The following is a 23,861-nucleotide window of genomic DNA, read 5'->3' on the forward strand; positions in this document are numbered from 1 at the left end:
TGGTAAGATGTTGGCGCGAATGAAGATCCGCTTGCGCTGTCTGCTTTGGGCGCTGGCCCTGGCGCCGGGGTTCTCAAGCTGCTCGACGGAACCCGTGACCTCCGAGTTCGGAGACGCCGCGTCGGCGCGGGCCGGCCGGGTGACGCGGCGGTCCTTGAGATGCGGGGATCCCCGTTCCATCCGCGACTTCAAGGATTACCTGCTCGCCAGTGTGAACCCGGACCCCTACGAGGTCGAGCGTTGGGCCCTGTGCCTGTGCGGGGATGCGGCCCGCCAGGCCGGCGTCAACGGGCGCCGGCCCCTCCCGGCGCAGGCCGCGCTGGCCGCCCCCGCCTATGACGTGAACAGCCGCGATGAGAGCGTGGCCCAGATCCGGGATTGGTTCAAGGGGAACCTCCCCATCACGGAAGCGCAAGCCGCCAAGATGACGGACTGTCTTTACGGCAAGGAATAGGGGCCAGGATGGCTGAGACCCAGCGGCCGCATGGCGGGCTGGTTCCCGCCATGGCCTGCATCTCGCTCTCGGCAGCCTTCCTGGTCGGGGGCTACGAGTTCGCCCGCAGCACCGTGGCCTCCCTGTTCATCGAGGCGTTCGGCGCCAGCCGCATGCCTTATGCCATGACCATGGTCCCGCTGCTCATGGCCCTCCTGATCTACTGCTACGGCCGCATCCTCACCCGCCTGGGCAGCCTTTGGACTTTGCAGGTCTCTTTGGGGCTCTCCGCGGCGGCCTTCCTGGCCGCCTACGCGGCCTTGCGTTCCGGCTGTAAGCCGGCCGTGGCCGGCATCTACGTATTCACCGAGGCCTACATCGTCATCCTGGTCGAGCAGTTCTGGTCCTTCATCAACAGCACCTTGGACCAGTCTCGGGCCAAAGCTTTCAACGGCCCGATCCTAGGAGGCGCCGCGGTGGGGCCCGTGCTGGCCGGCCTGGCCCTCAACCGCTTCGCCTCCGTCCTCGGCTCCGAGCAGTTCGTGCTCTTGAGCGGCCTGTCCCTGGTGCCCGCGGCCGCTCTGGCTTACGCCGCCTATCGGCTCGCCGGGGAGCCTCAGCCCACGGTCGCGGAGCGCGGCGGCGGCAGGGGCCCGCTGCGCTTGCGCCTCATCCTCGACCACAAGGTCCTGCTTTTCATGGCCGGGGTGGTGGCCCTGTCCCAGTTCTTCGCGGTCGCGACCAACCTGCGGCTCTACGAGCTGCTGGAGACCGCGCTGCCCAACAAGGACGCGCGCAGCGCGTACCTGGGGACCTTCTGGGCCATGGTCAACGGCCTGGCCTTCCTCATGCAGTTCGTGGCCACGCCCCTGGTGCTGCGGCGACTGCCCTTGGCCATGATCCTGGTGGGCATCCCGCTGGTGCACGTCTGCACCGCCGGCCTGATGCTCGCCCATCCCGGCCTGACCGTGGCCGCGGCGGCCCTGCTCCTGTTCAAGGGCATCGACTACTCGGTGTTCCGCGCCAGCAAGGAGCTGCTCTACATCCCCCTGCCTTTTGACGCGCGCTACCGCGCCAAACAGGTGGTGGATGCCTTCAACTACCGCTTCTCCAAGGGAGTGGCGGCCGGCGGCATCTCTTTGGCCAAGAGCCTGTTGGGGGTCTTGCCCGGCTGGGCCTATCCGGCGATCAGTCTGGCCGCGGCCGGGGCCTGGGTCGCGGCCGCGGTCCCCCTGGCGCGGAAAGCCCAGGAGGGGACCAAACCGGCGTGACCGCCGCGGCCTTGATCGCCCGCGCGCGCCGGGTCGCGGTGCTGACCGGCGCGGGCATCTCCGCGGAGAGCGGCTTGGCCACCTTCCGCGACTCGGGCGGGCTCTGGGAGCAGCACCGCGTGGAGGACGTGGCCACGCCCGAGGCCTTCGCCCGCGACCCGGCCTTCGTGTGGCGCTTCTACAACGCCCGGCGCAAGGCCGGCGCCTCGGCCGCGCCCAACCCCGCGCACCTGGCTTTGGCGCGGCTCGAGCGGAAGGTCCAGTCGGTCGTCATCCTGACCCAGAACGTGGACGGCCTGCACCAGCGCGCGGGCAGCCGCCAGGTGCTGGAGCTCCACGGCAGCCTCTGGCGCGCGCGCTGCACGGAATGCCGGCGGGCCTTCACGGACCTGCCGGTCGAGCTGCCCCTGCCGCCCCGCTGCGCGGACTGTCGGGGTCTGCTGCGGCCCGACATCGTCTGGTTCGGAGAAGCCCTGGACCCCGATGTCCTCGGGGCGGCCGCGGAGGCGCTGCAGGTCTGCGACCTCTTCCTGGTGGTGGGGACTTCGGCCCAGGTGCAGCCCGCGGCTTCCTTCGCTTTCGCCGCGGTCGAGCGGGGCATCGGCGTCATCGAGGTCAATAAGGAGCCCACGGCGCTTTCCCGGCTGGCTACGGTCTCTTTGCAGGGCCGAGCCGGAGAAATCCTGCCCGCTCTTTTGTAGAATGCGCGGACCCGGCGCACCGGGTGGAGGATCCATGGACATAGCCTTGCGGGATCGGTTCACGGCGTTGTGGGCCAAGCATTTCGACGGCGCGGATCTTCCCATCTGCCTGTTCTACTCGGATGATGAGTCCTGCGGACGGCTCCTGCATCCCGTCAAAGAGCACGTGTGCATGATCGGCCAGCTTTCCGTCGCCCGGCGCGGCGAGGACATCGCTTTCACCGGGGAGACGCTGGGCTGTCCGGGCGGCAAGCGCTATCTGGGCTTTTCAGCGGAGCTCAGGCCGGGCTTCGAGCATTTCCTCTCCTGCGGGATACCGGGCCGGATGGAGGGGGAGCGCTATAAGAAGACCCCGGAGCTGGTGCGGGAGTTCATGAAGGACGCGCCGGCCATGAAGGCCCCGGCCAAGTACGCCGTGTTCAAGCGCTGGGACCGCCTCACGGCCGAGGACCGGCCCGAGGTCGTCATCTTCTTCTCCCCGCCGGACGTGCTCGCGGGCCTCTTCACCCTCGCCGGCTTCGCCGAGAAGGACCGGCATAGCGTCATCGCTCCGTTCGGCGCGGGCTGCGCCACCATCGCGCAGTATCCCTACCTGGAAGGCCGGGCGCCCGAGCCGCGCGCCGTGCTCGGCATGTTCGACGTATCCGCCCGCCCTTTCGTCCCCGAGCGGACGCTTTCCTTCGCCGTGCCCATGCCGAAATTCGCGCGGATGGTCGGCGACATGGAGGAGAGCTTCCTCATCACCTCCTCCTGGGCCAAGGTCCGCAGCCGCATCGCCCGGCCGGCCGCCTAGACCTGGCGGTCGATGACGATATGGACGCGCCTCTCGCCCGGGAAGACGGGGCTGGGATGCCGGCCCTCGAGGTCTCCCCTCTGCGGCTGACCCAGCCGGCCGTGGACGTTCATCTCGACCTCGATGTCCAGCGGGGTGTCGGCGCGCACCTCGGGCATGATGAGGTCCTCGGACCGGAAGGTGAACTTGACCGGGAATTGCGGGTTGACGATGCGCTGCACAGCCACGGGCACCCCGCCGCGGTTGCGGGCGATGATGAACATGACGGCGTTGTCGCGGGGCGCCTTGCGCTGCAGGGCCGAGGCGATGGTGACGGTGCCCGACAGGCGGAACTCGCCCCGGCCGCAGGCCGCAAGCAGAGCCGCGGTCAGGGCTAAGGCCAGCCCCAGCACATGACCGTCAAAGCATTTCCTGATGACAGTCAGTGCCAGCGCGCTACCGCGCGCTAGCAGGCTGCTGATAAAGTCCGTTCTGCGAGCGCCCGGCGGCCGTCTGCCGGGCGCAACCGACCCGCGAAGCGGGGCGGCAGAACCCAGCCGATAGGTTGTATGAAGGATGGCGCCTTCGGCGCGACTGGCGAGCCTTCGGCTCGCCAGTTCGGGGACGGAATGTTGCCCGCTACCGAAAGGACTGTGTCCGGACACAGTCCTTTCCTCTGGAGGGTTTATCAGCACCCTGCTAGGCGGCCTGGGGCCGCGGAGAGGCGCTCTTCTTGATGGCCAGCCATAGGTAGACCGTGGTGGCGACAGCGGACAGGAGTGTGAATTGGGGCACCTGGGCCGGGACGAGCAGCAGGATGCACTGGACCGCGATGACCAAGGTCTGGGCGTAGACGCTGAGGTTGAACAGCGCCGGGTACTTGAGGCCTGATTCGGCCAGCCCGTTGATGAGCAGGGCGATGAGCGAGTAGAACAGGGTCGCCACGAGCTTCCAGACCGCGAAAAGCATGAAGGCGGCGATAAATCCGAACGGGTAGAGGACCAGGCGCAGGTCCCGGGCCAGCTCCCGGTAGAACTTCGCGTCGAAGACCTTGGTCTGGGTGCTGGGGACCTTGGAAAGATCGTATACCTCGACCTTGCCGGCCGGCTGCAGGACATACAGGGCGTTGCCCGTCACGTACGCCGTGACCTTCTCGGCCGTCAGCATCTGCGCGGTGACCGGCTCCTCGCGGCTCGTGTCGATGGTGAAGGCGACCTCGTTGATCGTGGGATGGCGCACCGTGACCTTCTCGTTGGTGGGTGTGGAGAGGCGGCCCTTGGAATAGGTGACGGCCGGGACGCTCGTCTCCAGCCATTGGAAGGTCCCTTCCACCGAGGGCCAGACGCGCATCTTCAGGAAGACGAGGAACACGATGGAGAATAAGAGCCCGAGATAGCTCAGATAGAGGAGGGACCGGCCCCAAGTCTGGCCGGCCACCTTCTTGTAGAATTCGATGCTGGTGATGCTGTTGACGGGGTCCAGGATTATCATAAGTTCCTCAGTGGCGAGAGTATATCAAAAGGCCGCTCCGTCCGGCTCAGAGCCAGCGCTCGCTGCGGCGCTGGCGCAGTTCCAGGCGCCGGCGCCACGCGCCGCGCAGCTGCGCTGCAGGGAAGAGGCGGGCCGCCGCCAGCAGCAGCTCCACGCAGCCGAGCGCGTCTGAGACCCGGACCATCTCCGGCGCGATGCGGCGGGCGCCGATGCCGTTGTGGTAGTTGACCAAGGGCAGGGCCACTCCCGCGGCCTCATAGCCGAAGCTCTGGTAGGCGGTGGCCTCGCAGGTGCCGCCGGTCAGGCGCCGGCGCTGCACGGGCCGGCGCCTTTTCTCGATGACGGCCGCGGCCCGGTCGAGGAGCCCGACGAGGTTGGCGTCGAAGAGCAGCGCCTTGTCGCCCAGGCGGATGACCGGCCCCCGGCCCGGCCGGGCGCCGGGCAGGGACCGCGAGGCTTCGATGGATATGATGGAATCCTCGTAAGACGCCTGGCTGCGGCGCGCGAAGTCCAGCGCGCCCACGAAGCCCACCTCCTCGGCCCGGTGCAGGAAGACCGTGAGGTTGGCCTTGATCCGCGCGGCGGCGGCCCGGCGCAGGGTCTCCAGGGCGATGGCGCAGCCCAGCAGGTCGTCGATGGAACGCGAAGAGACCCAGCCCGCCCGCACCTTCCAAGGCGTGAGGGCCAGGACGCCGAAAGCGAGCCGGGCTCCCGGGCGGGGGGGGCGGGTCCAGGCCAGGGCGAAGGCGTCGCCTTTTTTCGGCGGCGGGCCCAGGACGCCGACCGCGGCCGGCCGGTTGTCATGGGGCGCAGGCGGGAAGGCCTCCACCGTACAGCCCTCCAGCAGATGGCGCGGGTGGCCGCCCTTGAGGATCGCCCGGGCGCCGCGGGGCGTGACGGACTCGATGTGGAAGCCGGGATGGTCCAGGTGCGCGGCCAGGACCAAAGCCGGGCCCGTCCCGGCGCCCGGATAGGACACCATCAGTCCGCCGCGCCGGCGCTGGACCCGGACGCGGCCCCCCAGCTCGCGGTGCAGCCAGGCCAGGACCACGCGCGTCACCGCGGCTTCGTAGAAGGGCGCGGTGGGCACTGCGGTCAGTTGGCGGAAGAGTTGCAGGAGCGCGGGGGCCATTTGGCTCAGAGCCCGAGCCCGGGGGGTATCTGGCCTTTCAGAAGGCTGCTCACCGAGTTATTGAGGAGCACATAGGCGTGGTAGCAGCCCACGACCAGCTCGTAAGTCATAAGCACGGCCAGAACCGTGTAGACCCAGCGCGCCATGCGCGAGATGACGGGCGAGCGCCAGACCAGGATCAGGCTGAACGGGCCCAAAGCGGTGAAGGTGAGCACGATGATGCCCCAGTGTTGATAGTACCACGGGAAGCTGACCAGGTTCCTGCCGCAGAAGCGGCAGAAATTATCCTCCGCCGCCACTTGGGCGCGGCAGTTCCAGCAGACGCCGCCTTCCTTGGGGTCTTTGCTCATCGGGCCGCTGACGCCCCGGTATTATATCAGTCTGACCCCATTCTGGTATAATCTAATCCAAGGTCCGATCCTCAAGGAGGTCATCTGATGAAGATTAAGCTCGCCGTTCTGGCCGCCGCCCTCGCCGCGGTCTGCGCCGGCGCCGCCAACGCCCAGGAACCGATCACCATCTCTTTCAACGGCGCCACCTACACCTTCGACCGGCCCGCGCTCACGGCCCTCGCGCCCCGAGCACAGCTGGCGCGGACCAACAACCAGCAGAACATGGCGCTGGCCAAGATCAAGCTCAACCCCTACCATCAGGACATGAACGACACCCTCATCGCCACGCTCCAGCCGGGCCTGGACGTCTACGCGGTGGTCCGGGAGCTCTACCTGGCGGGCTTCAAGGCGCAGTCCTACTCCGACGACCACGGCTACTATTACATCGCCGTGGACGTCGCGGGCGTCGACGCCGCGGACTCGGCCATCGGCCTGGCGAAGTACTACTACGTCACCCAGGTGTTCGTAGGCAAGAAGGTCTACGACGCGTTGTTCCCGCCCGGCCAGCCCTAGGACCCGGAGGCCTTGAGCGCCTGGCGCAGGCGCTCGGCCTCTTGCCGGACACCCTCGCGCGGCGGCCAGGCGGCGAAGGCCGACTCGTAGGCGGAGAGGGCCTCCTCGCCCCGGCCCAGACGAGCCAGGATGCGGGCCAGGATGGTCGTGCGTCGGGCCAAGGCCATGCGCTCGCTGACCCCGGCCACGTCGAGGCGCAGAGCGCCGCCCTCGTCTACGCTGGGCGAGAAGCGCGCCAAGTCGTAGACGGGATCCGCGGCGCGAGCCGGGCCCGCCGGCTTCTGCCCTACCGCGAAGACCCGGAAGCTCTGGTTCTCGTAGAGGAGGCGGAAGCCTTTGAGCTCCTCAGGCCGGAAATGGAACAGGACCGCCGCTGCGTCGGGCTTGAGGCGCAGGCCGCCCGAGGCGTAGCGCGGCCCGCCCGGGGCTTCGTCGAGGATGTCCTCGGTCGAATACACGAAGAGCGTGGCGCCGTAGCGGCGGCAGAAGGCCAGGAACTCGGGCTCGCCGGCATAGAGGGACCGTAAAAACTCCATGGTCTTGGCGCGTATTCCGGGCGCCTCGAACTTGGGCTGCAGCAGGACCGGCGAGCCGGCATAAGTCAGCAAGGATGCGGAGAGCCCGAAATTGGCCAGGACCGGCCGGTCCGGACCTCCGTTCTTGCGCAGCCAGCGGATGAGGGCCAGCACGTCGGCGGAGGACACTCCCGGATGGGTTTCCGAGCCGGCCCAGGCCGCGGAGATCCGCAAGACCGGGTTGAACCGGGACGAGGGAGCCAGCGTCTTGGCGCCCTCCAAGGCGGCCAGCAGGAAGAAGACGGGAGGCAGCCAAGCGGCGCGCAGCCAGCGCTGCGGCAGTCTTGTCGCCGCGGCGCAGAGCAGGAAGGCCAGGACCGGCGTCAGGCGCAGGATCAAGGCGGTCCCCGCCAAGTAGAAGACCAGGAGCGCGTCGACGACGGCGGGGGGCAAGGGGCCCCCGTCCTTTTCGGGCGGGCTTTCTCCTTTCCCGAAAAGGGCGGCGGCGACGCGAGGGACCATGATGAAGCCGAGCGGCACAAAAGCGAAGATGAGGAAGCCCGGCGCCGGCGACTGGAACGGCCCCATCCACAGAAGCCGCGCGTCCGCGCTCAACTGCGCCGGGTCCGCGGGCATGCGCAGGCCGTGGCGCAGCTTCTCCCAGAACATCCCGTAGACATGTCCGTAGGCGGAGAGTTCGCGGGAGAGATAGGACGACAAGCCCAGCGCCGCCGCGGTCCCCAAAGCTATGGGCAGGACGCGCCGCGGGAAGACCAGCGCCAGGAGCAGTCCGTAGCCGAGGAGCATCACCGGCGAGAGGATGAAGGCGGTCTCGCGCAGGGGCGCGCAGAGCAGCCCGGCCGCGCCGGCGCAGGCGACCAGGACCCCGACGCAGACGCGCAGGCGGCTGCTGGCCGCTTCATCCCGGCGGCAGCGCCAGCCTGTCCAAGCCAAAGCGATGAAGAGGGCGGCCAGATGGAACCTCGAAAAATGCCAGCTCGCCAGGGCCACGCCCAACAGCGCTCCGGCCGCCGCGGAATGGACCCGCCAGAGCCGTTCCTCGCTGTCGAGCGCCGCCACCAAAAAGGCCAGGCTGGCCAGCAGGAGTGGGAGGGTGAAGCTCTCGAACACATAGGTGCCGATCCCGTTGGCCATGCCGGCCCAGGACAGGGCGAAGATCGCCGCTGAGGCCAAGGCCAGGGGCGCAGAGCGCGAGAGCCGCAAGGCTATGGCGTAGAATGCCGGGACGGCCAGGCTGGACATGACCGCGCAGAAGAGGAGCACGAACCAGCGGAAGTCGCGCAGCGGCGTGAAGAGATTGATGACGCGCCAAGTCCAGCCCGTGGCCCGCTCCATGGTGAGAGTGAGCTCTTGGCGGGTGCGGATACCCTCCGGGTATTGGGCGTCTCGATCGAGCTCCGGGATGCCTGCGCCGTTGGCCACCAGCAGCGCGTAGCGGTACTGTATGGCGCTCTCGTTGCGGAAAAAACCGGTGTCCGCATCCGGATTGAAATACGGCAGCGACACGTCCTGCCGCACCCGGAGGTAGATCTGGGCGGCGGCGAGCACTGACAGAAGGGCCAGGGCGAGGCGGCGGCCGGCGCTGTCCATGGTCTTATTTGCCTGCGGGGGCCTAAACTGGTAGAATTTTTCCCTTACCGCTCCGGGTCCGGGTGGCGCGTTCGTCTAGCGGCCTAGGACGCTGCCCTCTCAAGGCAGAGATCAGGGGTTCAAATCCCCTACGCGCCACCAGGCCCCGGAGACTCTTTTGTCCGGCCCCGGGGCCCTGCCCCATCGTATATAATATCCGGCCCCGCCATCATGTCCATAAGAGCCAAACTCTCGCTGCTGCTCGTCGCATGCATCGCCCTTCCCCTCGGCCTCGCGGCGGGCCTCACCGTGGTCAACGCGCGCTGGGCCCTGCGCCAAGCGCGTCTCGCCGGCTTGGAGGCGGTGGCGGAGCTCAAGGTCACGCGCATCAGGGACTTCTTCCAGGAGCGCCACGCCGACATCGCGGAATTGGCTCGGAGCACGGCGCTGACAGACCTCCTGAAATTCGCGGCGAGCCGCGGCGTCCAGACTTCCGATCGGGACTATCTCGCCCAGCGCGCCCGGCTGGGCAGGCGCCTGAGCGCGTTCCGGCTCCACCAGGATTATTCCGACATCATGTCTGCCACTGCGGACGGCATGGTGGTTTTCTGCGGGGATTCCAAGTACGAGGCCTGCGCCGTGGGCAGGACGCTCCCGTTGGGGCGGAAGGACCTGGAGGCGAGCCGCAAGGGAGTCTGGCTCGGCGACATAGATTGGAAGCCTTCGGGCCATGGGGCGAGCCCCCACATGCTGCTGGCCGCCCCCGTCCGCGACGAGGGGGGGCGGTTGCTGGGGGTGGTCGCGGCGAGCCTCAGCATGGGCCGGGTCTTCGCTCTCATCCAGGACAATACCGGCCTGGGCCAGACCGGTGAGACCGTGGTCGGCCGCGGCACCGCCGATGGGATCGTGCTGCTGGCTCCCACCCGGTACGACCCCGGGGCGCTTTTCAAGACCTTCACCAGGCGCGACGCCCGCGGCTCGCGGCTCTTCCCGATCCAGCGCGCGGTCAGCCATGAGCCCGGCTCCGGGCCGGCCATGGATTACCGCGGCGAAAAGGTCCTGGCCGCCTGGCGCTACATCCCGGAGCTGGACTGGGGCGTGGTGTCCAAGATCGACGCCGACGAGGCTTATGCCCCGGTCCGGCGCCTCATGACGCTGACGCTGCTCCTGACCGCGCTTCTTCTTGGCCTGGGCGCGCTGGCCGCCTTCTTCGTGTCCGGCTCCGTGGTCCGCCCCCTGCGCGAGTTGCAGAGGGGCGCGCAAGCCATCGGTCAAGGCGAACACGACTGCGCCATCGAGCCCGCGTCCGGGGACGAGTTGGGACAGCTCGCGCAGGCCTTCAACCGGATGGCCCGGGACGTCAAGGAGAGCCAGTCCAAGCTGCGCGAGGCGGCCAAGCTGCGCACGGACCTCATCTCGCTGATCAACCACGAGTACGCCAACGGCCTCACCAACATGAGGCTGGCCATGGGCCTCCTGCGCGCCACCGAGTCCGGCGTCCCGGATGAGACCAGGCGCAACGCCTACCAGGTCATGCTTCTGACGCTGGAGAAGCTCAAGGGCTACACCGCCAACTTCCTCAACCTGCACCGCTTGGAGTCCGGGCAGTTCGAGGCGGCCTTCCAGCCCATCGCCGTCCGCTCCGTACTGCTCGACGACCTGGTCACTCTGCGCCCTTTGGCCGAGGCCAAGCGGCAGAGCCTGACCTTGCAGGCCGGCCTGCCGGAGGACATGCCGGTCGCGGTCCGGGCCGACCCGGACTGCCTCTCGCTGATCATCAACAACCTGGTCACCAACGCGGTCAAGTACACCCCCGAGGGCGGCCGCATCGTCATCCGCGTCTCCTTGGAAAAGGGGCCCTTGCCCCGGGTGAGCTTCTCCATCGAGGACAACGGGATCGGCATCTCCGCAGAGGACCGCCAGCGCATCCTCCCCGGCTTCTACCGCACCAAGGAGGGCCAGCGGGCGGCCAAGGGCTTCGGGGTGGGCCTGCTGCTCGTGCGCAAGCTCCTCGAACAGCACGGCAGCCGGTTGGAGATAGCCAGCGAGCCCGGCCAGGGCTCCCGGTTCTCCTTCTCTTTGCCCGTCTGGACGCAAGAACCGGTTTCCCCGGCGTCCTGACCCGGCGCGCCGCCTCAGTCTTTGGGGACTCGCGCACCTGCGCGATGGCGGCCGGAGGGCAAGGTGCGAGGACAGCGCAGGCTGAAGACGGTCCCTTCGGCCGCGGAAGAGACGAAGGAGACCTTGCCTCCCAGCCCGCGCTCGCCCAGGAGCTTCATGCTGTAGGTCCCCAGGCCGCGGCCCGAGCCCTTGGTGCTGAACGAGCGCTGAAAGACCTGGTATTGGGAGTCCTTCGGCATCACGCTGGGGTTGTGCACCCAGAAGATGACCGCGTCCGGCCCATCGCAACGGCAGCCCGCGGTGACCACGGCTCCCGGCGGCTCCGCCTCCAGGGCGTTCTTGAGCATGTTGCCCAGCACCCTCATGAGGAGAGGCCGGGCTGTGGCCAAGCGCGCGTCCTCGCAGTCAGGGGCTAGGCGAAGGGCGCGGTTGCGCCCCGCGGCCGAGGCCGCGTAGAGCTGGACCGCATCCTCGACCGCCTGCCGGGCCTGGAACCCGACCGGCTGCGGCCGCAGTTCCCCCTGCTCCAGCATGGTCAGCTCGCGCTGGGCGGTGATCTCCTCGATGATCCGGCCTGTCACTTTCCGAAGGATCTGGGCGTACTGCGCCGCCTTCTCTGGCGGGGCCTCCACCAGCATCTCCACGTAGCCGAGCATGGCTCCGGCCGCGTTGAGCACGTCATGGAAGAAGATCCGCTCCAGGGCTTTGCGCAGGTTCTCATCGTGGATGTCCAGCATCGCGAAGATGGTGAACCTCTCGCCTCGGTGGGAGAAGGGAGTGGCCCAGACGCGCAGTTCCCAGCTCTCCTTCGGAGGGCGCGCGCGGATGCGGTACTCCCTGACCGCGGCCGTCGCTTCCAGGACGGCCGCGCAGGCCTGGGCTGCGCCGCAGGCCCGGCAATACTCCGTCGTGCCGCAGCCTCCCGGGGTCTCATGGGCATGCAGGCACCTCAGCAGCTCTCCCGGCCGCCAGCCCAGCCGGGCGGCATTCCCCTTGCCCATCACGGCGCGGAAGCTCTTGTTGCAGAAGACCATCTGTCTGCTGGGGTTGAGGATGATGACCATGGCGGGGACCGTGTCGAGCATGGCCTTGATGTGGGGGGCAGCGAGCAGCAAAGAGTTCTGCCGGCGGACGATGCGCGCGGGCTCCCTCTCCGCGGGCAGGAATTCGGTGGCCAGGCTTTTGGTCGGCATGCGCCCTCTCTTCCTGGAATGATAGCAAACCGGAATGGTGCGAGAGTCAAACCCCGGCTTGGAAGCGGCGCAGCAAAGTCAGCATCATCCGGCCGTCCGCGAACCTCACGCGGGCTCGGGCTTGGTAGGAGCCCGGCTCGATGTCGGACCAGTCGCACCACCAGAACCCGGAGCCATGGCGGCAGGGCAGCCAGGGTCCCTGGCCGATGCGCACCTCGACCGCCTGCGCTTTCCTGGGCGAGCTGATGCGCAGGGTGTAGTGGGCCGGGGCGACGGTCTCGCCTTCTTTGGGGAAATCTATGGCCGGCGCCTCTCCGGCCGCGGCGTCCGGCGGTTCCTGTCTCTGCGCAGAGTGCGGCGGGGTGTGTCGGCGTCTCATGTCTTCACCCTGGTGACTCATGGGCAGGAGACGGAGGCCTCGATGACATCCGCCTTACCCTGGTTCTCTCAGTATAACAGCGCAGGGTCAGGAAAGCGTCAAGCGCGGCCGGCTCCCTTTGATTCTCGTTCGACGAAGGCCAACGGGGCGCTGCTGGGCGTGCGGGACCGCGCGGTGGGCGGCGGCTACAGCTTCGCGGTCTGAGGAACTCGGGGTCCTGCCGCCGGCCACCCCGCCGGGTGCTCGCTTTCGCTGCGCGCCCGGCGGGGTGCCCCGGCCGGCGTCACCCCTGGCCTACTAAGAGAAAGACTTTACTAGCTGAGGTGCTTGCTGACGAGCTTGGTCATCTCGAACATATTGACCGTGCCCTTCCCGAAGACGGCCTTCAGGTTCTCGTCGGCGTTGATGTTGCGCTTGTTCTTGGTGTCCTGCAGCTTGTTCTTCTTGATGTAAGCCCAGAGTTTCTTGACCACTTCGGTGCGGGGAAGGGGCTTGGAGCCGACGACCTTGGCGAGCTCCGTGCTCGGGGTGAGTTCCTTCATGAAAGCGCTGTTGGCCATTGTTGTTCTCTCCTTTAGGTCCGGACTGAGCATCAATTGTGCCTGATTTCTCGTCTCAGGTCAAGGCCTACCAGTTCTCGGCCGTGACCTCGTAATAGGCCTGCGGATGGGCGCAGGCCGGGCAGGCCGCCGGCGCGGCTTCGCCTTCATGGATGTAGCCGCAGTTTCGGCAGCGCCACTTGACCTTGGACTTCTTCTTGAAGACCGCTCCCGCTTCCACGCTGGCCAGCAGGCCTCGGTAGCGGCGTTCGTGCTGTTTCTCCGCCACGGAGATGGAATCGAAGAGCTTGGCCGCGGCTTCGAAGCCCTCGGAGCGCGCGGTCTTGGCGGAATCCGGATACAGGGAGCCCCACTCGTGCGCCTCCCCGGCCGCCGCGGCCTTGAGGTTCTCCGCAGTGGTTCCTACCTTCCCCGCCGGGAACAGGGCCTGGACCTGGGCCTCGCCGCCCTCGAGCAGGCTGAAGAAGCGCTTGGCGTGCTCTTTCTCCTGGTCGGCGGTCTCCTCGAAGGCCCAGGCGATCTGCTGAAAGCCTTCCTTGCGGGCCTGGCCGGCGAAATAAGTATAACGGTTGCGGGCCTGCGATTCTCCTGCGAACGCCCCGATGAGGTTCTTCTCCGTCTGGCTGCCTTTGAGCTGCATGTTCGAGCCTCCTATTCAATGCTTCAGGTTCTTGAAGCGGCGGTGGACCCAGAGCCATTGCGAGGGGGTGGCGCGGATCATGTCCTCGATCTTGCCGACCAAGAGGGCGTTGGCCTTTTCCGGATCCTTGAGCACGTCCTTGAGTTCCAGCTCCGGGGAGAGGATGATGCGGATCCGGCCGTCGGGCTCGCGCTTCTGGGTGGCGGGAACTACGGCCGCGCCCGTGCGCACGGCCAGGGGGGCCACCGCGGCCAAGGTGTCCACCACTGTCCCGAAGAAAGGCGTGGGGCTGCCCATGGGCGGGGGCATGTACTGGTCCATGGCGAAGCCGATGCTTTCCCCGCGGCGCAGGGCCTTGAGGACCGCGGGCAAAGTCCTCGGCTGATAGACCCCCCGGCAGCCGGCCGAAAGGCGGCCGGCCTCGATCTGCAGGTGCAGCCATTCGGGCTTGAGGTGCCGGGTCACCAGGAGCAGGGGGATGCCGTGGAGCCCGCCGATGGCCAGCATCAGCTCCCAGTTGGCGAAATGGCCGGAGATGAACAGGACGCCCTTGCCGCGGGCGTTGGCCCTGCGCCAGTGCTCGAGACCCTCCAGAACCGTGATGCGGCCGGCATAGGTCCGGTAGTGGCCGGGGAAGGGGGAGAAGAAGTGCATGAGCTCCAGAGCGAGGATGCCGTAGTGGCGGTAGTTCTCGGCGAGCAGACCTTCGCGCTCGGTCGCTGAGAGCTCGGGCAGGCAGCGGGCCATGTTCTCGCGGCCTATGGGCTTGCGCTTCCAGTCCAGGGCGAAGAGGAGTCGGCCCAGGCCGCGGCCTAAAGTCACCTCCAGGCTCCGCGGCAGCAGGGAGACGGCCGTGCCCGCGCAGAACAGGGCCACGCGCAGGAGGGCCGAGAGGAAGGGGTTCACGGAGGGATTATTGCAAATTCGGATGGCCACCCCCAACGGAACCGGCGGCCCCCTCATAGGGGGCCGCCGGTTGCGCGGAGCCCGTAGGGCTCCGCGCCATTCTACGGCAAGTCTCTTGCCTTTTAGGGTACGACCTTGAACACCTTGTCGTGCGGATGGACCTTGGCCGAGACCTTGATTCCCACCGAGTCGCCGGGCTTGGCGTCGGTCACGGGCTTGTGGTCCACCTGCATGGAGTCCACGACCTGCGTGATGTCGTCATGCGCGCCGCGGATGTGGATGGTGTCGCCGACCTTGAGGGTGTCGCTCATAGCGATGACTCCCGCCGAGACGTGCGCGAAATAGTGCGTGATCTTGCCGATCTCCTTTTCAGCCATGGTGCCTCCCGAATCCCTGTTTGTCATTAGAAGATATTTAATGGCCGCGCGCTTGTCAATCCGCAAAGCGCGAGCCCCCGCCCTTGCGGGCGGGGGCTCTGTGCAACGGCTGCGTCGGTTATCTGGAGGCCTGCTTGTAGTAGTCGTCCCAGCCGCCTTCGTCGTCACCGCCGCCGTTGCTCGGGTCTTCCTTGATGTCCTTGACCCACTTGGCGAACTTGGCGTAGGAGCCGTCTTTGGCCCAGGCCAGCTCGTCGTAGCCGGCGTTGTAGCTGCCGCTGGGAACGTAGATGGCCAAGCCGAAGGCGTCCTTATACTTGCTGCCCGTGGCCGCGTTGGCGGTGATGACCTCGTTGGCCAGGAAGCTTTCGAGCTCGGCGCCCTTGCTCTTGACCGCCGCGTCCTTGGTCCCGGCGTCCACCAGCCGGAGGAAGTGCAGGAGGTCCTTGTTGTCGCTGTAGTAGAAGTGCTGGGCCTGGCTGCGCGCGGACTTGATGAGCGCGGTCTCGTTGGCCGCTATGGCCGCGTCGGACCAGGAGCCGAGCAAGGAGAGGAGCCGCGACAAGGCGGCGGACTTGACCGCGGACTGGGTGGCGCCCCGGTTGATGCTGGTGTAGTGGGCGGTGTAGGCCTCGGCCGCGAGCTTGGCCAGCTCCGCGGCCGGCATGCCGGGCTTGGCCGTCAGCGGTCCCAGCAGCGCGTCGTAGGTGTAGCCGTCGCCCGGCTCGGTCTCTTCCGAGCCCACGACGTAGTCCGTGTAGCTGCGTATCTGGTAGCCGACCTCGGCCATCTGCATCAGGCAGGCGTCGGAGGCGTAGATGTCGAGCTTGCCCGCGGCGGCCAGGGCCGAGCCCATGTCCGGGGTGGTCATGTGGTTGCCGGACTCGTCATCGTAGGAGATCCCGCGCAGCCAATTGTCCTTGGAGAGGGCCAGGCTCTTCTGCCAGCCGCTGCCGTGGTTCCAGACGACGAGCATGTAGTGCTTGGCCGGGGCGTTCTTCTTGGCCCAGCCGATGAAGTCCACCAGGTGCTTCCAATCGCCCATGTCGGCCTTGGGGATGTCCTGCAGGACGGGGCTGGAGATGTGGTTGACGTCGGCGTCCTTCTGGCGTCGGCGTCCTTCTGGATGATGTAGCGGCGCTGGCCGGTCCAGTCTCCGTCCGAGGAGTCATAGCCCTGGATGCGGCCCAGCTCCACGGCGATCTTGACCTTGTCCGTGGAACCGACCTTCTCCATCTCGTTGACGTCCCCGAGGCCGAACTGCTCGAGGTTGTTCTTGGCGTTGACGTAGACCATGACGGTCCACTCGGCCACGCCGGCCTTCGGGGCCTTGGCGACCTGGATGGGCTGGGCCTGGAGCGACGCGACGATGCCCTTGACGTCTACGCCCTGGTCGAAATCGATCTTCTCCGCGGCGGCGAACCCGGCGCAGAAGAAGGCTGCGGCGACGGCGAGTGCGGCTATCCCTCTTTTGGACATTCTTCCCCCATTAGGTGCGGACTAGCCCGGATTATAACATAGAAAACGGGACTTTCGACCCAGGGTGGGGGTAGGCCTTCCGGCCCTCAGCCGCGGTAGCGGCGCACCAGGCGCATGGGCGCTCCCACCAGGCGCAGGGCGCGGGTCTCGGCCTCGCGCCGGATGCGCTCTTCATCGAGCGTGACGAGCCGCCGGTCCTTCATGAGCCAGCGGCCGTCGCACATGACGTGGGTGATGTCGCCGGGATGGGAGGCGTAGACCACGCTGGCGCCGAGGTCGTGGCGCGGCACCCAGTGGGCCTGGTCGGTGTCGAAGAGCGCCAGGTCGGCGCGCCGGCCTGGGGCGATGACGCCGGCGCCTGGGAAGCCCATGGCCCTGGCGCCGGCGGAGGTGGCCAGCCGCAGGAGTTCCGTATGCGGCAAGGCCTCGGGCTTGTGCTGTTCGTTCTTCTGAAAGAGGCCGGCCAGGCGCATGACCTCGAGCATGTTGAGGTCGTTGTTCGACGCGGGGCCGTCCGTGGCCAGGGCCGTGTGGACGCCCGCGCCTAGGAGCCTCTGCAGGGGCGCCATGCCCATGCCGAGCTTCATGTAGGTCTTGGGGCTGTGGGCGACCGAGACCTTCTTGCGGGCGAGTATGGAAAGGTCGTCTTTGCTGACCGAGATGCAGTGGGCGGCCAAGGCCGGGACCGGGCCGTCGAAGAGCCCGAGCCGGTCCAGGTGAGCGACGGGACTGCATCCGTGCCGGGCCAGCGAGCGTTGGACCTGCTCGTCGGACTCGGAGAGGTGGAGGTGGATCCCGACTTGTAAGCGCTGGGCGGCGTCGCGGACTTGGCTGAGGAATCCGTCCGGGCACATGTAGGGGGAGTGCGGGCCTAATGCGACGCGCAGACGGCCGTCAGCCTGCATGTGATGGGCGCGGGCGAAGCCCAAGGTGCGCTGGAGGGTGGCGCGCCCGACCTCTTTGTCCGTTCCCAGGCCGAAGAGGCACCAGGCCAGCAGGGCCTTCAGGCCGGACGATTCCACGACTTGGGCGACTTGCTCCATCCAGAAGTAGTGGTCGGCGAAGCCCACGGTGCCGGAGCGGATCATCTCGCAGGCGGCCAAGGCGGAGCCCCAGTGGACGTCCTCCTCTCTTAAGGCGGATTCGGCGACCCAGATCTTCTCGTTGAGCCAGCGGTCGAAGGGGAGGTCCTCGGCCCAGCCGCGCACGAGGGCCATGGGGCTGTGGCAATGGGCGTTGTAGAAGGCGGGGGTGATGAGGCGGTTGCGGCCGGGGATCATCTCGTCGGGCTTGAAGTCCCGGGGGATGCGGCCCACCGCGAGGATGTCCTTGCCGGAGACGGCGACGTCGCAGCCGCGCAGGACGCGGTCCTGGGAGTCCAGGGTCAAGACGTCGGCGCTTTTTATCAGGACCTTCATGGGCCCGTATGATACACAATGCGGCGGGACCGTTGTCTATCGGAGTGGACTTGTCTACAATCTACGTTCAAGCGCAAGGAGGCTGAGATGAGGCACTCGGACTGGCGGCGGATCATCTTGCTCGCGGCGGCCCTGGCTGCTCCCCGGCTCGCGGCGGCCGCGCCGAGCCTCTCCTTGGAGAAGGTCAAGGCCGCCCTCCCCGGATTGGACAGGCTCGCTCAGCGGACCTTGCAGGACACCGGCATCCCCGGCATGGCCATCGCGGTGGTCTACCAGGACCAGACCCTCTACATGAAAGGCTTCGGGGTCCGCGCGGCCGACGCCGCGGCCCCGGTCGACGCGGACACCGTGTTCCAGCTCGCCTCGCTGTCCAAGCCGCTGGCCTCCACCGTGCTGGCGGCTTTGGTCGGCGAGAAGGTCATCTCCTGGGATGACCGGGTCGCGGACCTCGACCCGGGCTTCAGGCTGTACGATCCCTGGGCGACGCGGCAGGTCACCTTGCGCGACCTGTTCTCGCACCGCAGCGGACTGCCGGAGCATGCGGGAGACACGCTGGAAGACCTGGGCTACGACCGCTCGGAGGTCCTGCGCCGCCTGCGCTTTCAGCCGCCGGCGAGCAGCCTGCGCGCGCAGTACGCCTACACCAACTTCGGGCTCACCGAGGCGGCCGTGGCCGCGGCGCGGGCGGCGGGCAAGTCCTGGGAAGACCTCTGCGCCGCGAAGCTCTACAGGCCTCTGGGCATGGAGTCCACCAGCTCGCGCTTCAAGGATTTCGCGGCCGCCCGCAACCGCGCCCTCGGGCACGTCCTCGAGGGCGGCAAGTGGGTCGCCAAGTACACGCGCGACGCCGACGCCCAGTCTCCCGCCGGCGGGGTCAGCTCCTCGGTCCGCGACATGACGAGCTGGCTGCGCCTGCAGCTGGCCAACGGGAAGTTCGAGGGCCGGCAGGTGATCGGCGCGGAGGCCTTGGCCGAGACCCATCGTCCTCAGATGCTCCAGGCCGCCTCCAAGGACCCGGCGACGGAGCGGGCCAGATCCTACGGCCTGGGCTGGAATGTGGACTCCGATGACCAAGGGCTCGTCCGTTGGAGCCACTCCGGCGCCTTCTCGTACGGCGCGGCGACCACGGTCATGCTCCTGCCGGCCGAGGGCCTGGGCATCGTCGTGCTCACCAACGCCTACCCGATCGGCGCGGCCGAGGCGGTGGCCTTCAGCTTCCTGGACCTGGCGCAGACCGGGAAGGTCCAGAAGGACTGGTTCGGCCTGTTCAAGCAGGCCTTCGCCGCCATGATGGCTCCCTCGGAGCGCTCCGCGGCCTATGCCCGGGCCCCGGCGAGCCCATCTACGGCGCTGCCGGCGCAGGCCTATACCGGGACCTTCCACAACGATTATTACGGAGACATCGAGATCGCGGAAGAAGAAGGAGGGCTCCTGCTGCGGCAAGGACCGGCGCAGACCGGCTCCGCTTTGGTCCATTTCGACCGCGACACATTCACCTACCAGCCGGCGGGAGAGTCGGCGGGCGCCCTGAGCGGCGTCATCTTCCGCATGGGGCCGGACCAGAAGGCGCGCAGCGTCCTGATCGAGGCGCTGGACGACGACGGGCTGGGGACTTTCACCCGCTGAGGCGCGGGCTCCCGGCGCGGCGCAGATATGGGGTTCGCAGGGCTCGCGACCTTGGCCGCGGCCCTGGCTTTAGCCGCCCCGTCGGGCCTGGACCGCTCCCTCTTTCCCGAGGACGCCGATGCCCGGGGCTTCCGGGCCGCGGCCGCGGTCTTGCCGCGCAAGGGCGCGCCGGTCCGGATCGTCTGCCTGGGAGACTCCCACACCTACGGCTACGGCGTGCGCGCCGAGCAAGCCTATCCCAGGATCCTGGAGAGCCGGCTCAACGCCGCGGCCGGCTCCCGGCGCTTCGAGGCCGTCAACGCGGGCCTCAGCGGCTCCTGCATCCTGGAGAAGCGTCGCCTCTACCAGGAGTCCTGCTCCGGGCTGGCGCACGACTGGGTCATCCTGCAGGTCGGCATGGATCTGCACCGCCTGGCGCTGCACATCCGGGAGGACCGCCGCCAGATGGGCCTGCTCTGGAGAGTCGCCCGGAGGCTGCGCGACGGCTTTCCCGGCAGCCGCGCCGCGCGAGAGCTCTGGGCTTGGGCCCTGCGCTGGGAAAGCGGCCGGCTGGAGAGCCGTCTTCTGCTGCCGGAGCAGGCGCCGCTGCTGGCGGAGTCCCGGCAGGCGTTCATCGCTCAGCTGGACCGGCTCTATGCCGAGGTCCGCCGCAACCACGCCCGCCTCCTGATCCTGGACTACGACTCCGGCCCCTACGATGCTCAGCTGCGGGCCTGCCTGGACGTCAGCCGAGCCAAAGCCGTCCCCCGGCTCCATGTCTCCCACCAGGACTTCGATCCAGGGGAGTTCCTGCCGGACGGCCACCTCGGTCCCGCGGGCTATGAAGAGCTGGTCGGCGCGCTGCTGCGCGCCTTCGCGGGACCTCTGCTGGGACGCGCCTCGCCGCCGCGGGCCGCCTTGGCCGCGCGCTCGGGGCTGGACCGGGGGAACATGCCGGCGGACATGAACCCGCAGGGTTTCCGGGCCAAAGGCGAGGTCCCGGCCCGCAGGCGCGGCCCTCAGCGCGTGTTCTGCGTCGGCGACGCCGCCACCTACGGCGACGGCGTGCGCGCCGACCAGGCCTATCCCAAGCTCCTGGAAGGCCGGCTCAACGCCGCGGTCGGCTCCCGGCGCTTCGAGGTGGTCAACGCGGGCCTGGGCGGGACCTGCATCCTGGAGAAATGGCGGACCTACCGAGAGTCCTGCTCCGGCCTGGACCATGACTGGGTCTTGCTGGAGGTCGGGATGGACCTGCCCCGGATCGCCCTGCAACTGCGCGCCGACCGCCGGCAGGCGGGCCTGTTCTGGCGCCTCTGCCGCAGGCTGCGCGAGGGCTTCCCGGACAACCTCTGGGCGCGGCGCCTCTGGGAATACGCCCTGCGCAGGGAGAACGGCTGGGTCGAGAGGCGCCTTCTGCTCGCGGGCCAGGCGCCTCTGCTCGCGGAGTCTCAGCGGATCTTTACCTCAACGCTGGACCGGTTCAGCGACGAGGCCCGCCGCAACCACGCCCGCCTCCTGATCCTGGACTACAATTCCGGGCCTTACGAAGCGGCCACGCGCGCCTGCATCTCCGCCAGCCGGGCCAAGGCCGTGCCGCTCGTGCTGGTCGCTCCGGAGCGCTTCGAGGCGCGGGCTTTCCTGCCGGATTCGCAGCTCAGCCCCAAGGGCCATGATGACCTGGCAGGCAAGGTCATGGAGGCTTTCGCGGAGCTCTTTTTGGGGTGGACTTCCACCCTTCAACATGATTAGAATATTGTCCGAGGTATCATGGCCAAGATCAAGTGCCCCTCCTGCGATGCCGAGATAGACTCTTCCGAGGCGACCTGTCCCACCTGCCTCGAGCCCGTGGTGCGCCGGTCGAAGAAATCCACCGGGTGGTGGTATAAGATCCCGCTCGCCTTGATCGTGCTCGTCGGGGGGAGCGGCTATGCGCTTTGGAGCTATCGCCCGGAACTCTTGCTGCGGAAGTGCAAGGAGTTCGGCATCAGCCTTCCTCCCAAGCTTACGACCGTTTTTGCGGCCCGGGCGGCCCAGCTGGACGAGTTAACCCAGAGGGCCCAGTTGGCCCAGCAGGCCAAGGCGGCCCAGCCGCAGGGGGAAGGCGGTGCGCCTGCGGGCAGCATCGCAGCCGAGATGGCGAGGCAGAAAAAGGCAGCGGAGGCTTCCCTCGATCCGGAGCGCCGCAGGAACGTGGAGGAGTTGCGCAAGCACCTGGGCGCCTTGGGCCCGCTCGCGCCGGGCTGGCTGTTGGATCTCGCGCCGAACCTGGTCCCTCCGACCGTGCCTCTTGGGGTGGCGTCGCAGGCTGTCCCGGCGTCGACGCAGACGGTGACGGCCTCGACCCAGACGGTGGCGGCTTCGACCGAGACGGTGGCGGCCGAGACCCCGCAAGAGGAAGTCTCGGTCGAGCCTGCGGCGCCTGCCGCCGAGAGCCAGCCTGCCGCGTCCGAGCCGGAATGATCCGCTGCCCCTTCTGGGGTCCACGGTTCTAGGCCGTTTTCCGCCCAGGAGGCGGCCCTAAGGCCCAGGCGCTCTCAGGATCGCATCACTATACTATCGTGACGATGAGCAATCTCCTGCGGGCGTTCTTGGTGGCCGGCTCCTGCTGCGCGCAGGCTTTCGCCGGCAGCGCGCCCATCCGCCTGAGCAATCCCGGCCTGCCGCTGTCCCAGCCCCAGGTCGGAGCCATCGGCTCCATGCTGGCTGCTCCGGGCGCGCCTCTCCTCAAGGCGACCCTCTCTGTGGCCCCATCCTTGACCCCCGCCATCCCTGTGCTCCAGCCCGTGCCCCAGCTCAAGCTCACCCCGGCCTTTGCGGCTCCAGCGGCGCCTGAAGCCGCTCCGTCGGTGATGCCGGCCTTGGAGACCTTGGCCGAAAAGGTCCAGGTCAAGGACAACGGCCAGGATGGCGCGGCCATGGAGAAGTTCTATGACCGCGCGGGCCGCAAAGGCGAGAGCGCGGAGGCCGAGCTTCCCAGCGCCATGGACGCCGTGGCCGAGCCAGGCGATTTCGGCGAGAGATTCCGCGTGCCCTACGACCCCAAGGGCGAGATCGACCTCTCCAAGATGGACCCGGAGCGCACCCCCGGACTGAAGCACGAGAAGGACAAGGCCCTGGACCGGCTCGAAGAGGACCAGAAGGCCATGGACGAGCTGCAGCAGAAGCTCTACGCCGAGGGCAAGCGCTCGGTGCTCATAGTCATCCAGGCCATGGACACCGGCGGCAAGGACGGCACCATCCGCTGGGTGCTCACCGGCCTCAACCCCCAAGGCGTCAAGGTCACCAGCTTCAAGCAGCCCACGGCGCAGGAGGCCAAGCACGACTTCCTCTGGCGCATCAAGAAGGCCTTGCCCGGCAAGGGCATCCTCGGCGTGTTCAATCGCTCCCACTACGAGGATATTTTGGTCCCCACCGTCTACAAGACCTTCTCCGCCGAGGAGGTCGCGGGCCGCTACGACAAGATCAACGCTTTCGAGAAGAAGCTGGCGGACCAGGGCACGGTCATCCTCAAGTTCTTCCTCAATATCTCCAAGGACGAGCAGAAGGCGCGCCTGCAGGAGAGGCTCGACGACCCGGCCAAGAACTGGAAGTTCTCGCCCGCGGACCTGAAGACCCGCGAGCGTTGGGACGAGTTCCAGCAGGCCTACGGCAAGGTGTTGGCCCGCACCAGCACCCCGTGGGCGCCCTGGCACGTCATCCCCTCCAACAAGAAGTGGTACCGCAACTACGCCGTGGCCCGCATTCTTAAGGAAGCCATGCAGCGCATGGCCCCGCAGTACCCCAAGCCTGACTTCGATCCCAAGAAGATAAAGATTCCCGACTAGTCCAGCATCTGACTTCCCTTGTCGACTTCCCTTGCGGCTTCGACTTCCCTTGTGACTTCCCCTGTCACTTCCCTTGTCGCAAGAATCATTTAAATCATTACATTATTCGAAACTGTGGTGGTTTTTGACTTCCCTTGTGGACGCTACTTTGGAGTACATGGATGTACCCCCCGGGGTGGGGGGGGAGGGGATGTGCCAGCTGAGGGGGGACGCTAGGAAGGCAAAGAGGCCAAGAGGGTCTTGCCCTTGTCGGTCAGCCGATATTTCTGAAGTCGGCTCTTGGGCTTGTCCGGGATGGTCATCTCGATGAGCCCGTTTGCAAGCGCCGGGACCAGATAGAGCTGTCTGAAGTTCTCCTCGGCTTTGAGGCCGAGGCTGTCCTGCAGTTCCTGCCGGGTCATTTCTTTCTTGCAGGCTTTCAGGAGCTGCATGACTTCCTTGGTGACTTGCCCGGCCGCATCGCCTGCGGCCGGCGGGGCGGGCGCCGGCTTGCGGCGCAAAGTGACCAGAAAGCCGCCGTTGAGCTCGAACTCCGGCTCCGGCAGGCCG

24 protein-coding genes and 1 tRNA gene are annotated in these 23,861 nt (G+C 67.6%); 11 read left to right on the forward strand and 14 right to left on the reverse strand.

All coding sequences use genetic code 11. The features are described from left to right. Positions 1-19: 19 nt before the first annotated feature. From NTY77_20740 to NTY77_20755, 4 genes are read left to right on the forward strand one after another with little or no spacing between them, the layout of a single operon-like run. Complete coding sequence (locus tag NTY77_20740) at positions 20-454, forward strand: hypothetical protein (GenBank protein MCX5797926.1); 435 nt, start codon at positions 20-22, stop codon at positions 452-454. An 8-nt stretch (positions 455-462) separates the two neighbouring features. After that, complete coding sequence (locus NTY77_20745) at positions 463-1,704, forward strand: hypothetical protein (protein ID MCX5797927.1); 1,242 nt, start codon at positions 463-465, stop codon at positions 1,702-1,704. Beyond that, positions 1,701-2,405: an NAD-dependent deacylase gene (locus NTY77_20750; protein ID MCX5797928.1), complete on the forward strand. Its 705-nt coding sequence runs from the start codon at positions 1,701-1,703 to the stop codon at positions 2,403-2,405. The genes NTY77_20745 and NTY77_20750 overlap by 4 nt, the downstream gene beginning before the upstream one ends. A gap of 34 nt (positions 2,406-2,439) precedes the next feature. Continuing rightward, positions 2,440-3,198, forward strand: a complete 759-nt coding sequence (locus NTY77_20755; GenBank protein ID MCX5797929.1) for a DUF169 domain-containing protein — start codon at positions 2,440-2,442, stop codon at positions 3,196-3,198. On the opposite strand, the gene NTY77_20760 is transcribed toward NTY77_20755, so the two are convergent. From NTY77_20760 to NTY77_20775, 4 genes are all read right to left on the reverse strand, one after another. Beyond that, positions 3,195-3,590 carry a hypothetical protein gene (locus tag NTY77_20760; GenBank protein MCX5797930.1) on the reverse strand — a complete coding sequence of 132 codons (396 nt, stop codon included), beginning with the start codon at positions 3,588-3,590 and terminating at the stop codon, positions 3,195-3,197. The two genes, NTY77_20755 and NTY77_20760, sit on opposite strands and share 4 nt — an antisense overlap. 286 nt (positions 3,591-3,876) lie before the next feature. Then, positions 3,877-4,668 (reverse strand): DUF1189 family protein, encoded by a 792-nt coding sequence (locus NTY77_20765; GenBank protein ID MCX5797931.1) that lies wholly within the window; start codon positions 4,666-4,668, stop codon positions 3,877-3,879. 46 nt (positions 4,669-4,714) lie between these two features. Next, complete coding sequence (locus NTY77_20770) at positions 4,715-5,800, reverse strand: hypothetical protein (GenBank protein MCX5797932.1); 1,086 nt, start codon at positions 5,798-5,800, stop codon at positions 4,715-4,717. Positions 5,801-5,805: 5 nt separating this feature from the next. After that, a complete protein-coding gene (locus NTY77_20775; protein ID MCX5797933.1) occupies positions 5,806-6,150 on the reverse strand; it encodes a zinc-ribbon domain-containing protein in 345 nt (114 codons plus the stop codon). Positions 6,151-6,237: 87 nt separating this feature from the next. Between NTY77_20775 and NTY77_20780 the strand changes: the two genes are divergently transcribed. Next, positions 6,238-6,705 carry a hypothetical protein gene (locus tag NTY77_20780; GenBank protein MCX5797934.1) on the forward strand — a complete coding sequence of 156 codons (468 nt, stop codon included), beginning with the start codon at positions 6,238-6,240 and terminating at the stop codon, positions 6,703-6,705. On the opposite strand, the gene NTY77_20785 is transcribed toward NTY77_20780, so the two are convergent. Next, a complete protein-coding gene (locus NTY77_20785; protein ID MCX5797935.1) occupies positions 6,702-8,831 on the reverse strand; it encodes a hypothetical protein in 2,130 nt (709 codons plus the stop codon). The two genes, NTY77_20780 and NTY77_20785, sit on opposite strands and share 4 nt — an antisense overlap. A 64-nt stretch (positions 8,832-8,895) precedes the next feature. On the opposite strand from NTY77_20785, the gene NTY77_20790 reads away from it, so the two are divergent. After that, a tRNA-Glu gene (locus NTY77_20790) sits at positions 8,896-8,972 on the forward strand. 69 nt (positions 8,973-9,041) lie between these two features. Further along, positions 9,042-10,931 (forward strand): sensor histidine kinase, encoded by a 1,890-nt coding sequence (locus NTY77_20795; protein ID MCX5797936.1) that lies wholly within the window; start codon positions 9,042-9,044, stop codon positions 10,929-10,931. 14 nt (positions 10,932-10,945) lie between these two features. Here NTY77_20795 and NTY77_20800 read toward each other — a convergent pair whose 3' ends face one another. The 8 genes from NTY77_20800 to NTY77_20835 form a co-directional block, all read right to left on the reverse strand. Beyond that, the gene (locus NTY77_20800) at positions 10,946-12,124 is read right to left on the reverse strand and encodes a PAS domain-containing sensor histidine kinase (GenBank protein ID MCX5797937.1); all 1,179 of its coding nucleotides are present in this window, start codon (positions 12,122-12,124) and stop codon (positions 10,946-10,948) included. 46 nt (positions 12,125-12,170) lie between these two features. Beyond that, a complete protein-coding gene (locus NTY77_20805) occupies positions 12,171-12,503 on the reverse strand; it encodes a hypothetical protein (GenBank protein MCX5797938.1) in 333 nt (110 codons plus the stop codon). Between the two features lie 314 nt (positions 12,504-12,817). Continuing rightward, on the reverse strand, positions 12,818-13,063 hold the full coding sequence (locus tag NTY77_20810) for an SWIB/MDM2 domain-containing protein (GenBank protein ID MCX5797939.1): 246 nt from the start codon (positions 13,061-13,063) through the stop codon (positions 12,818-12,820). Positions 13,064-13,130: 67 nt separating this feature from the next. Further along, entirely contained in the window at positions 13,131-13,703 is a 573-nt protein-coding gene (locus NTY77_20815) for a ferritin-like domain-containing protein (protein ID MCX5797940.1), read from the reverse strand. Between the two features lie 15 nt (positions 13,704-13,718). Beyond that, entirely contained in the window at positions 13,719-14,609 is an 891-nt protein-coding gene (locus NTY77_20820; protein MCX5797941.1) for a lysophospholipid acyltransferase family protein, read from the reverse strand. Between the two features lie 122 nt (positions 14,610-14,731). Then, entirely contained in the window at positions 14,732-14,986 is a 255-nt protein-coding gene (locus NTY77_20825) for a hypothetical protein (protein MCX5797942.1), read from the reverse strand. A gap of 118 nt (positions 14,987-15,104) precedes the next feature. Beyond that, on the reverse strand, positions 15,105-16,046 hold the full coding sequence (locus tag NTY77_20830) for a clostripain-related cysteine peptidase (protein ID MCX5797943.1): 942 nt from the start codon (positions 16,044-16,046) through the stop codon (positions 15,105-15,107). A gap of 505 nt (positions 16,047-16,551) precedes the next feature. After that, a complete protein-coding gene (locus NTY77_20835; GenBank protein ID MCX5797944.1) occupies positions 16,552-17,883 on the reverse strand; it encodes an amidohydrolase in 1,332 nt (443 codons plus the stop codon). A gap of 87 nt (positions 17,884-17,970) precedes the next feature. Between NTY77_20835 and NTY77_20840 the strand changes: the two genes are divergently transcribed. The 4 genes from NTY77_20840 (at position 17,971) to NTY77_20855 (ending at position 23,312) form a co-directional block, all read left to right on the forward strand. Then, positions 17,971-19,509, forward strand: coding sequence for a serine hydrolase (locus NTY77_20840; GenBank protein MCX5797945.1), 1,539 nt, complete (start codon positions 17,971-17,973; stop codon positions 19,507-19,509). Positions 19,510-19,536: 27 nt separating this feature from the next. Beyond that, positions 19,537-21,237: a hypothetical protein gene (locus NTY77_20845; protein MCX5797946.1), complete on the forward strand. Its 1,701-nt coding sequence runs from the start codon at positions 19,537-19,539 to the stop codon at positions 21,235-21,237. 18 nt (positions 21,238-21,255) lie between these two features. Beyond that, positions 21,256-21,948, forward strand: coding sequence for a hypothetical protein (locus NTY77_20850; protein MCX5797947.1), 693 nt, complete (start codon positions 21,256-21,258; stop codon positions 21,946-21,948). 104 nt (positions 21,949-22,052) lie between these two features. Continuing rightward, a complete protein-coding gene (locus NTY77_20855) occupies positions 22,053-23,312 on the forward strand; it encodes a polyphosphate kinase 2 family protein (protein ID MCX5797948.1) in 1,260 nt (419 codons plus the stop codon). A gap of 212 nt (positions 23,313-23,524) precedes the next feature. Here NTY77_20855 and NTY77_20860 read toward each other — a convergent pair. Beyond that, a partial coding sequence (locus NTY77_20860; protein ID MCX5797949.1) for a transcriptional regulator occupies positions 23,525-23,861 on the reverse strand: 337 nt, incomplete at its 5' end.

The sequence above is a fragment of the Elusimicrobiota bacterium genome, assembly GCA_026388095.1.
In the GTDB taxonomy this organism is placed as follows: domain Bacteria; phylum Elusimicrobiota; class Elusimicrobia; order UBA1565; family UBA9628; genus UBA9628.

Coding starts and splice junctions, on each gene's coding strand:
- NTY77_20770 (MCX5797932.1), bottom strand. CDS start 5,800: ATGGCCCCCGCGCTCCTGCAACTCTTCCGCCAACTGACCGCAGTGCCC.
- NTY77_20785 (MCX5797935.1), bottom strand. CDS start 8,831: ATGGACAGCGCCGGCCGCCGCCTCGCCCTGGCCCTTCTGTCAGTGCTC.
- NTY77_20840 (MCX5797945.1), top strand. CDS start 17,971: ATGAGGCACTCGGACTGGCGGCGGATCATCTTGCTCGCGGCGGCCCTG.
- NTY77_20825 (MCX5797942.1), bottom strand. CDS start 14,986: ATGGCTGAAAAGGAGATCGGCAAGATCACGCACTATTTCGCGCACGTC.
- NTY77_20845 (MCX5797946.1), top strand. CDS start 19,537: ATGGGGTTCGCAGGGCTCGCGACCTTGGCCGCGGCCCTGGCTTTAGCC.
- NTY77_20745 (MCX5797927.1), top strand. CDS start 463: ATGGCTGAGACCCAGCGGCCGCATGGCGGGCTGGTTCCCGCCATGGCC.
- NTY77_20780 (MCX5797934.1), top strand. CDS start 6,238: ATGAAGATTAAGCTCGCCGTTCTGGCCGCCGCCCTCGCCGCGGTCTGC.
- NTY77_20815 (MCX5797940.1), bottom strand. CDS start 13,703: ATGCAGCTCAAAGGCAGCCAGACGGAGAAGAACCTCATCGGGGCGTTC.
- NTY77_20835 (MCX5797944.1), bottom strand. CDS start 17,883: ATGAAGGTCCTGATAAAAAGCGCCGACGTCTTGACCCTGGACTCCCAG.
- NTY77_20795 (MCX5797936.1), top strand. CDS start 9,042: ATGTCCATAAGAGCCAAACTCTCGCTGCTGCTCGTCGCATGCATCGCC.
- NTY77_20855 (MCX5797948.1), top strand. CDS start 22,053: ATGAGCAATCTCCTGCGGGCGTTCTTGGTGGCCGGCTCCTGCTGCGCG.
- NTY77_20740 (MCX5797926.1), top strand. CDS start 20: ATGAAGATCCGCTTGCGCTGTCTGCTTTGGGCGCTGGCCCTGGCGCCG.
- NTY77_20755 (MCX5797929.1), top strand. CDS start 2,440: ATGGACATAGCCTTGCGGGATCGGTTCACGGCGTTGTGGGCCAAGCAT.
- NTY77_20775 (MCX5797933.1), bottom strand. CDS start 6,150: ATGAGCAAAGACCCCAAGGAAGGCGGCGTCTGCTGGAACTGCCGCGCC.
- NTY77_20805 (MCX5797938.1), bottom strand. CDS start 12,503: ATGAGACGCCGACACACCCCGCCGCACTCTGCGCAGAGACAGGAACCG.
- NTY77_20810 (MCX5797939.1), bottom strand. CDS start 13,063: ATGGCCAACAGCGCTTTCATGAAGGAACTCACCCCGAGCACGGAGCTC.
- NTY77_20800 (MCX5797937.1), bottom strand. CDS start 12,124: ATGCCGACCAAAAGCCTGGCCACCGAATTCCTGCCCGCGGAGAGGGAG.
- NTY77_20850 (MCX5797947.1), top strand. CDS start 21,256: ATGGCCAAGATCAAGTGCCCCTCCTGCGATGCCGAGATAGACTCTTCC.
- NTY77_20765 (MCX5797931.1), bottom strand. CDS start 4,668: ATGATAATCCTGGACCCCGTCAACAGCATCACCAGCATCGAATTCTAC.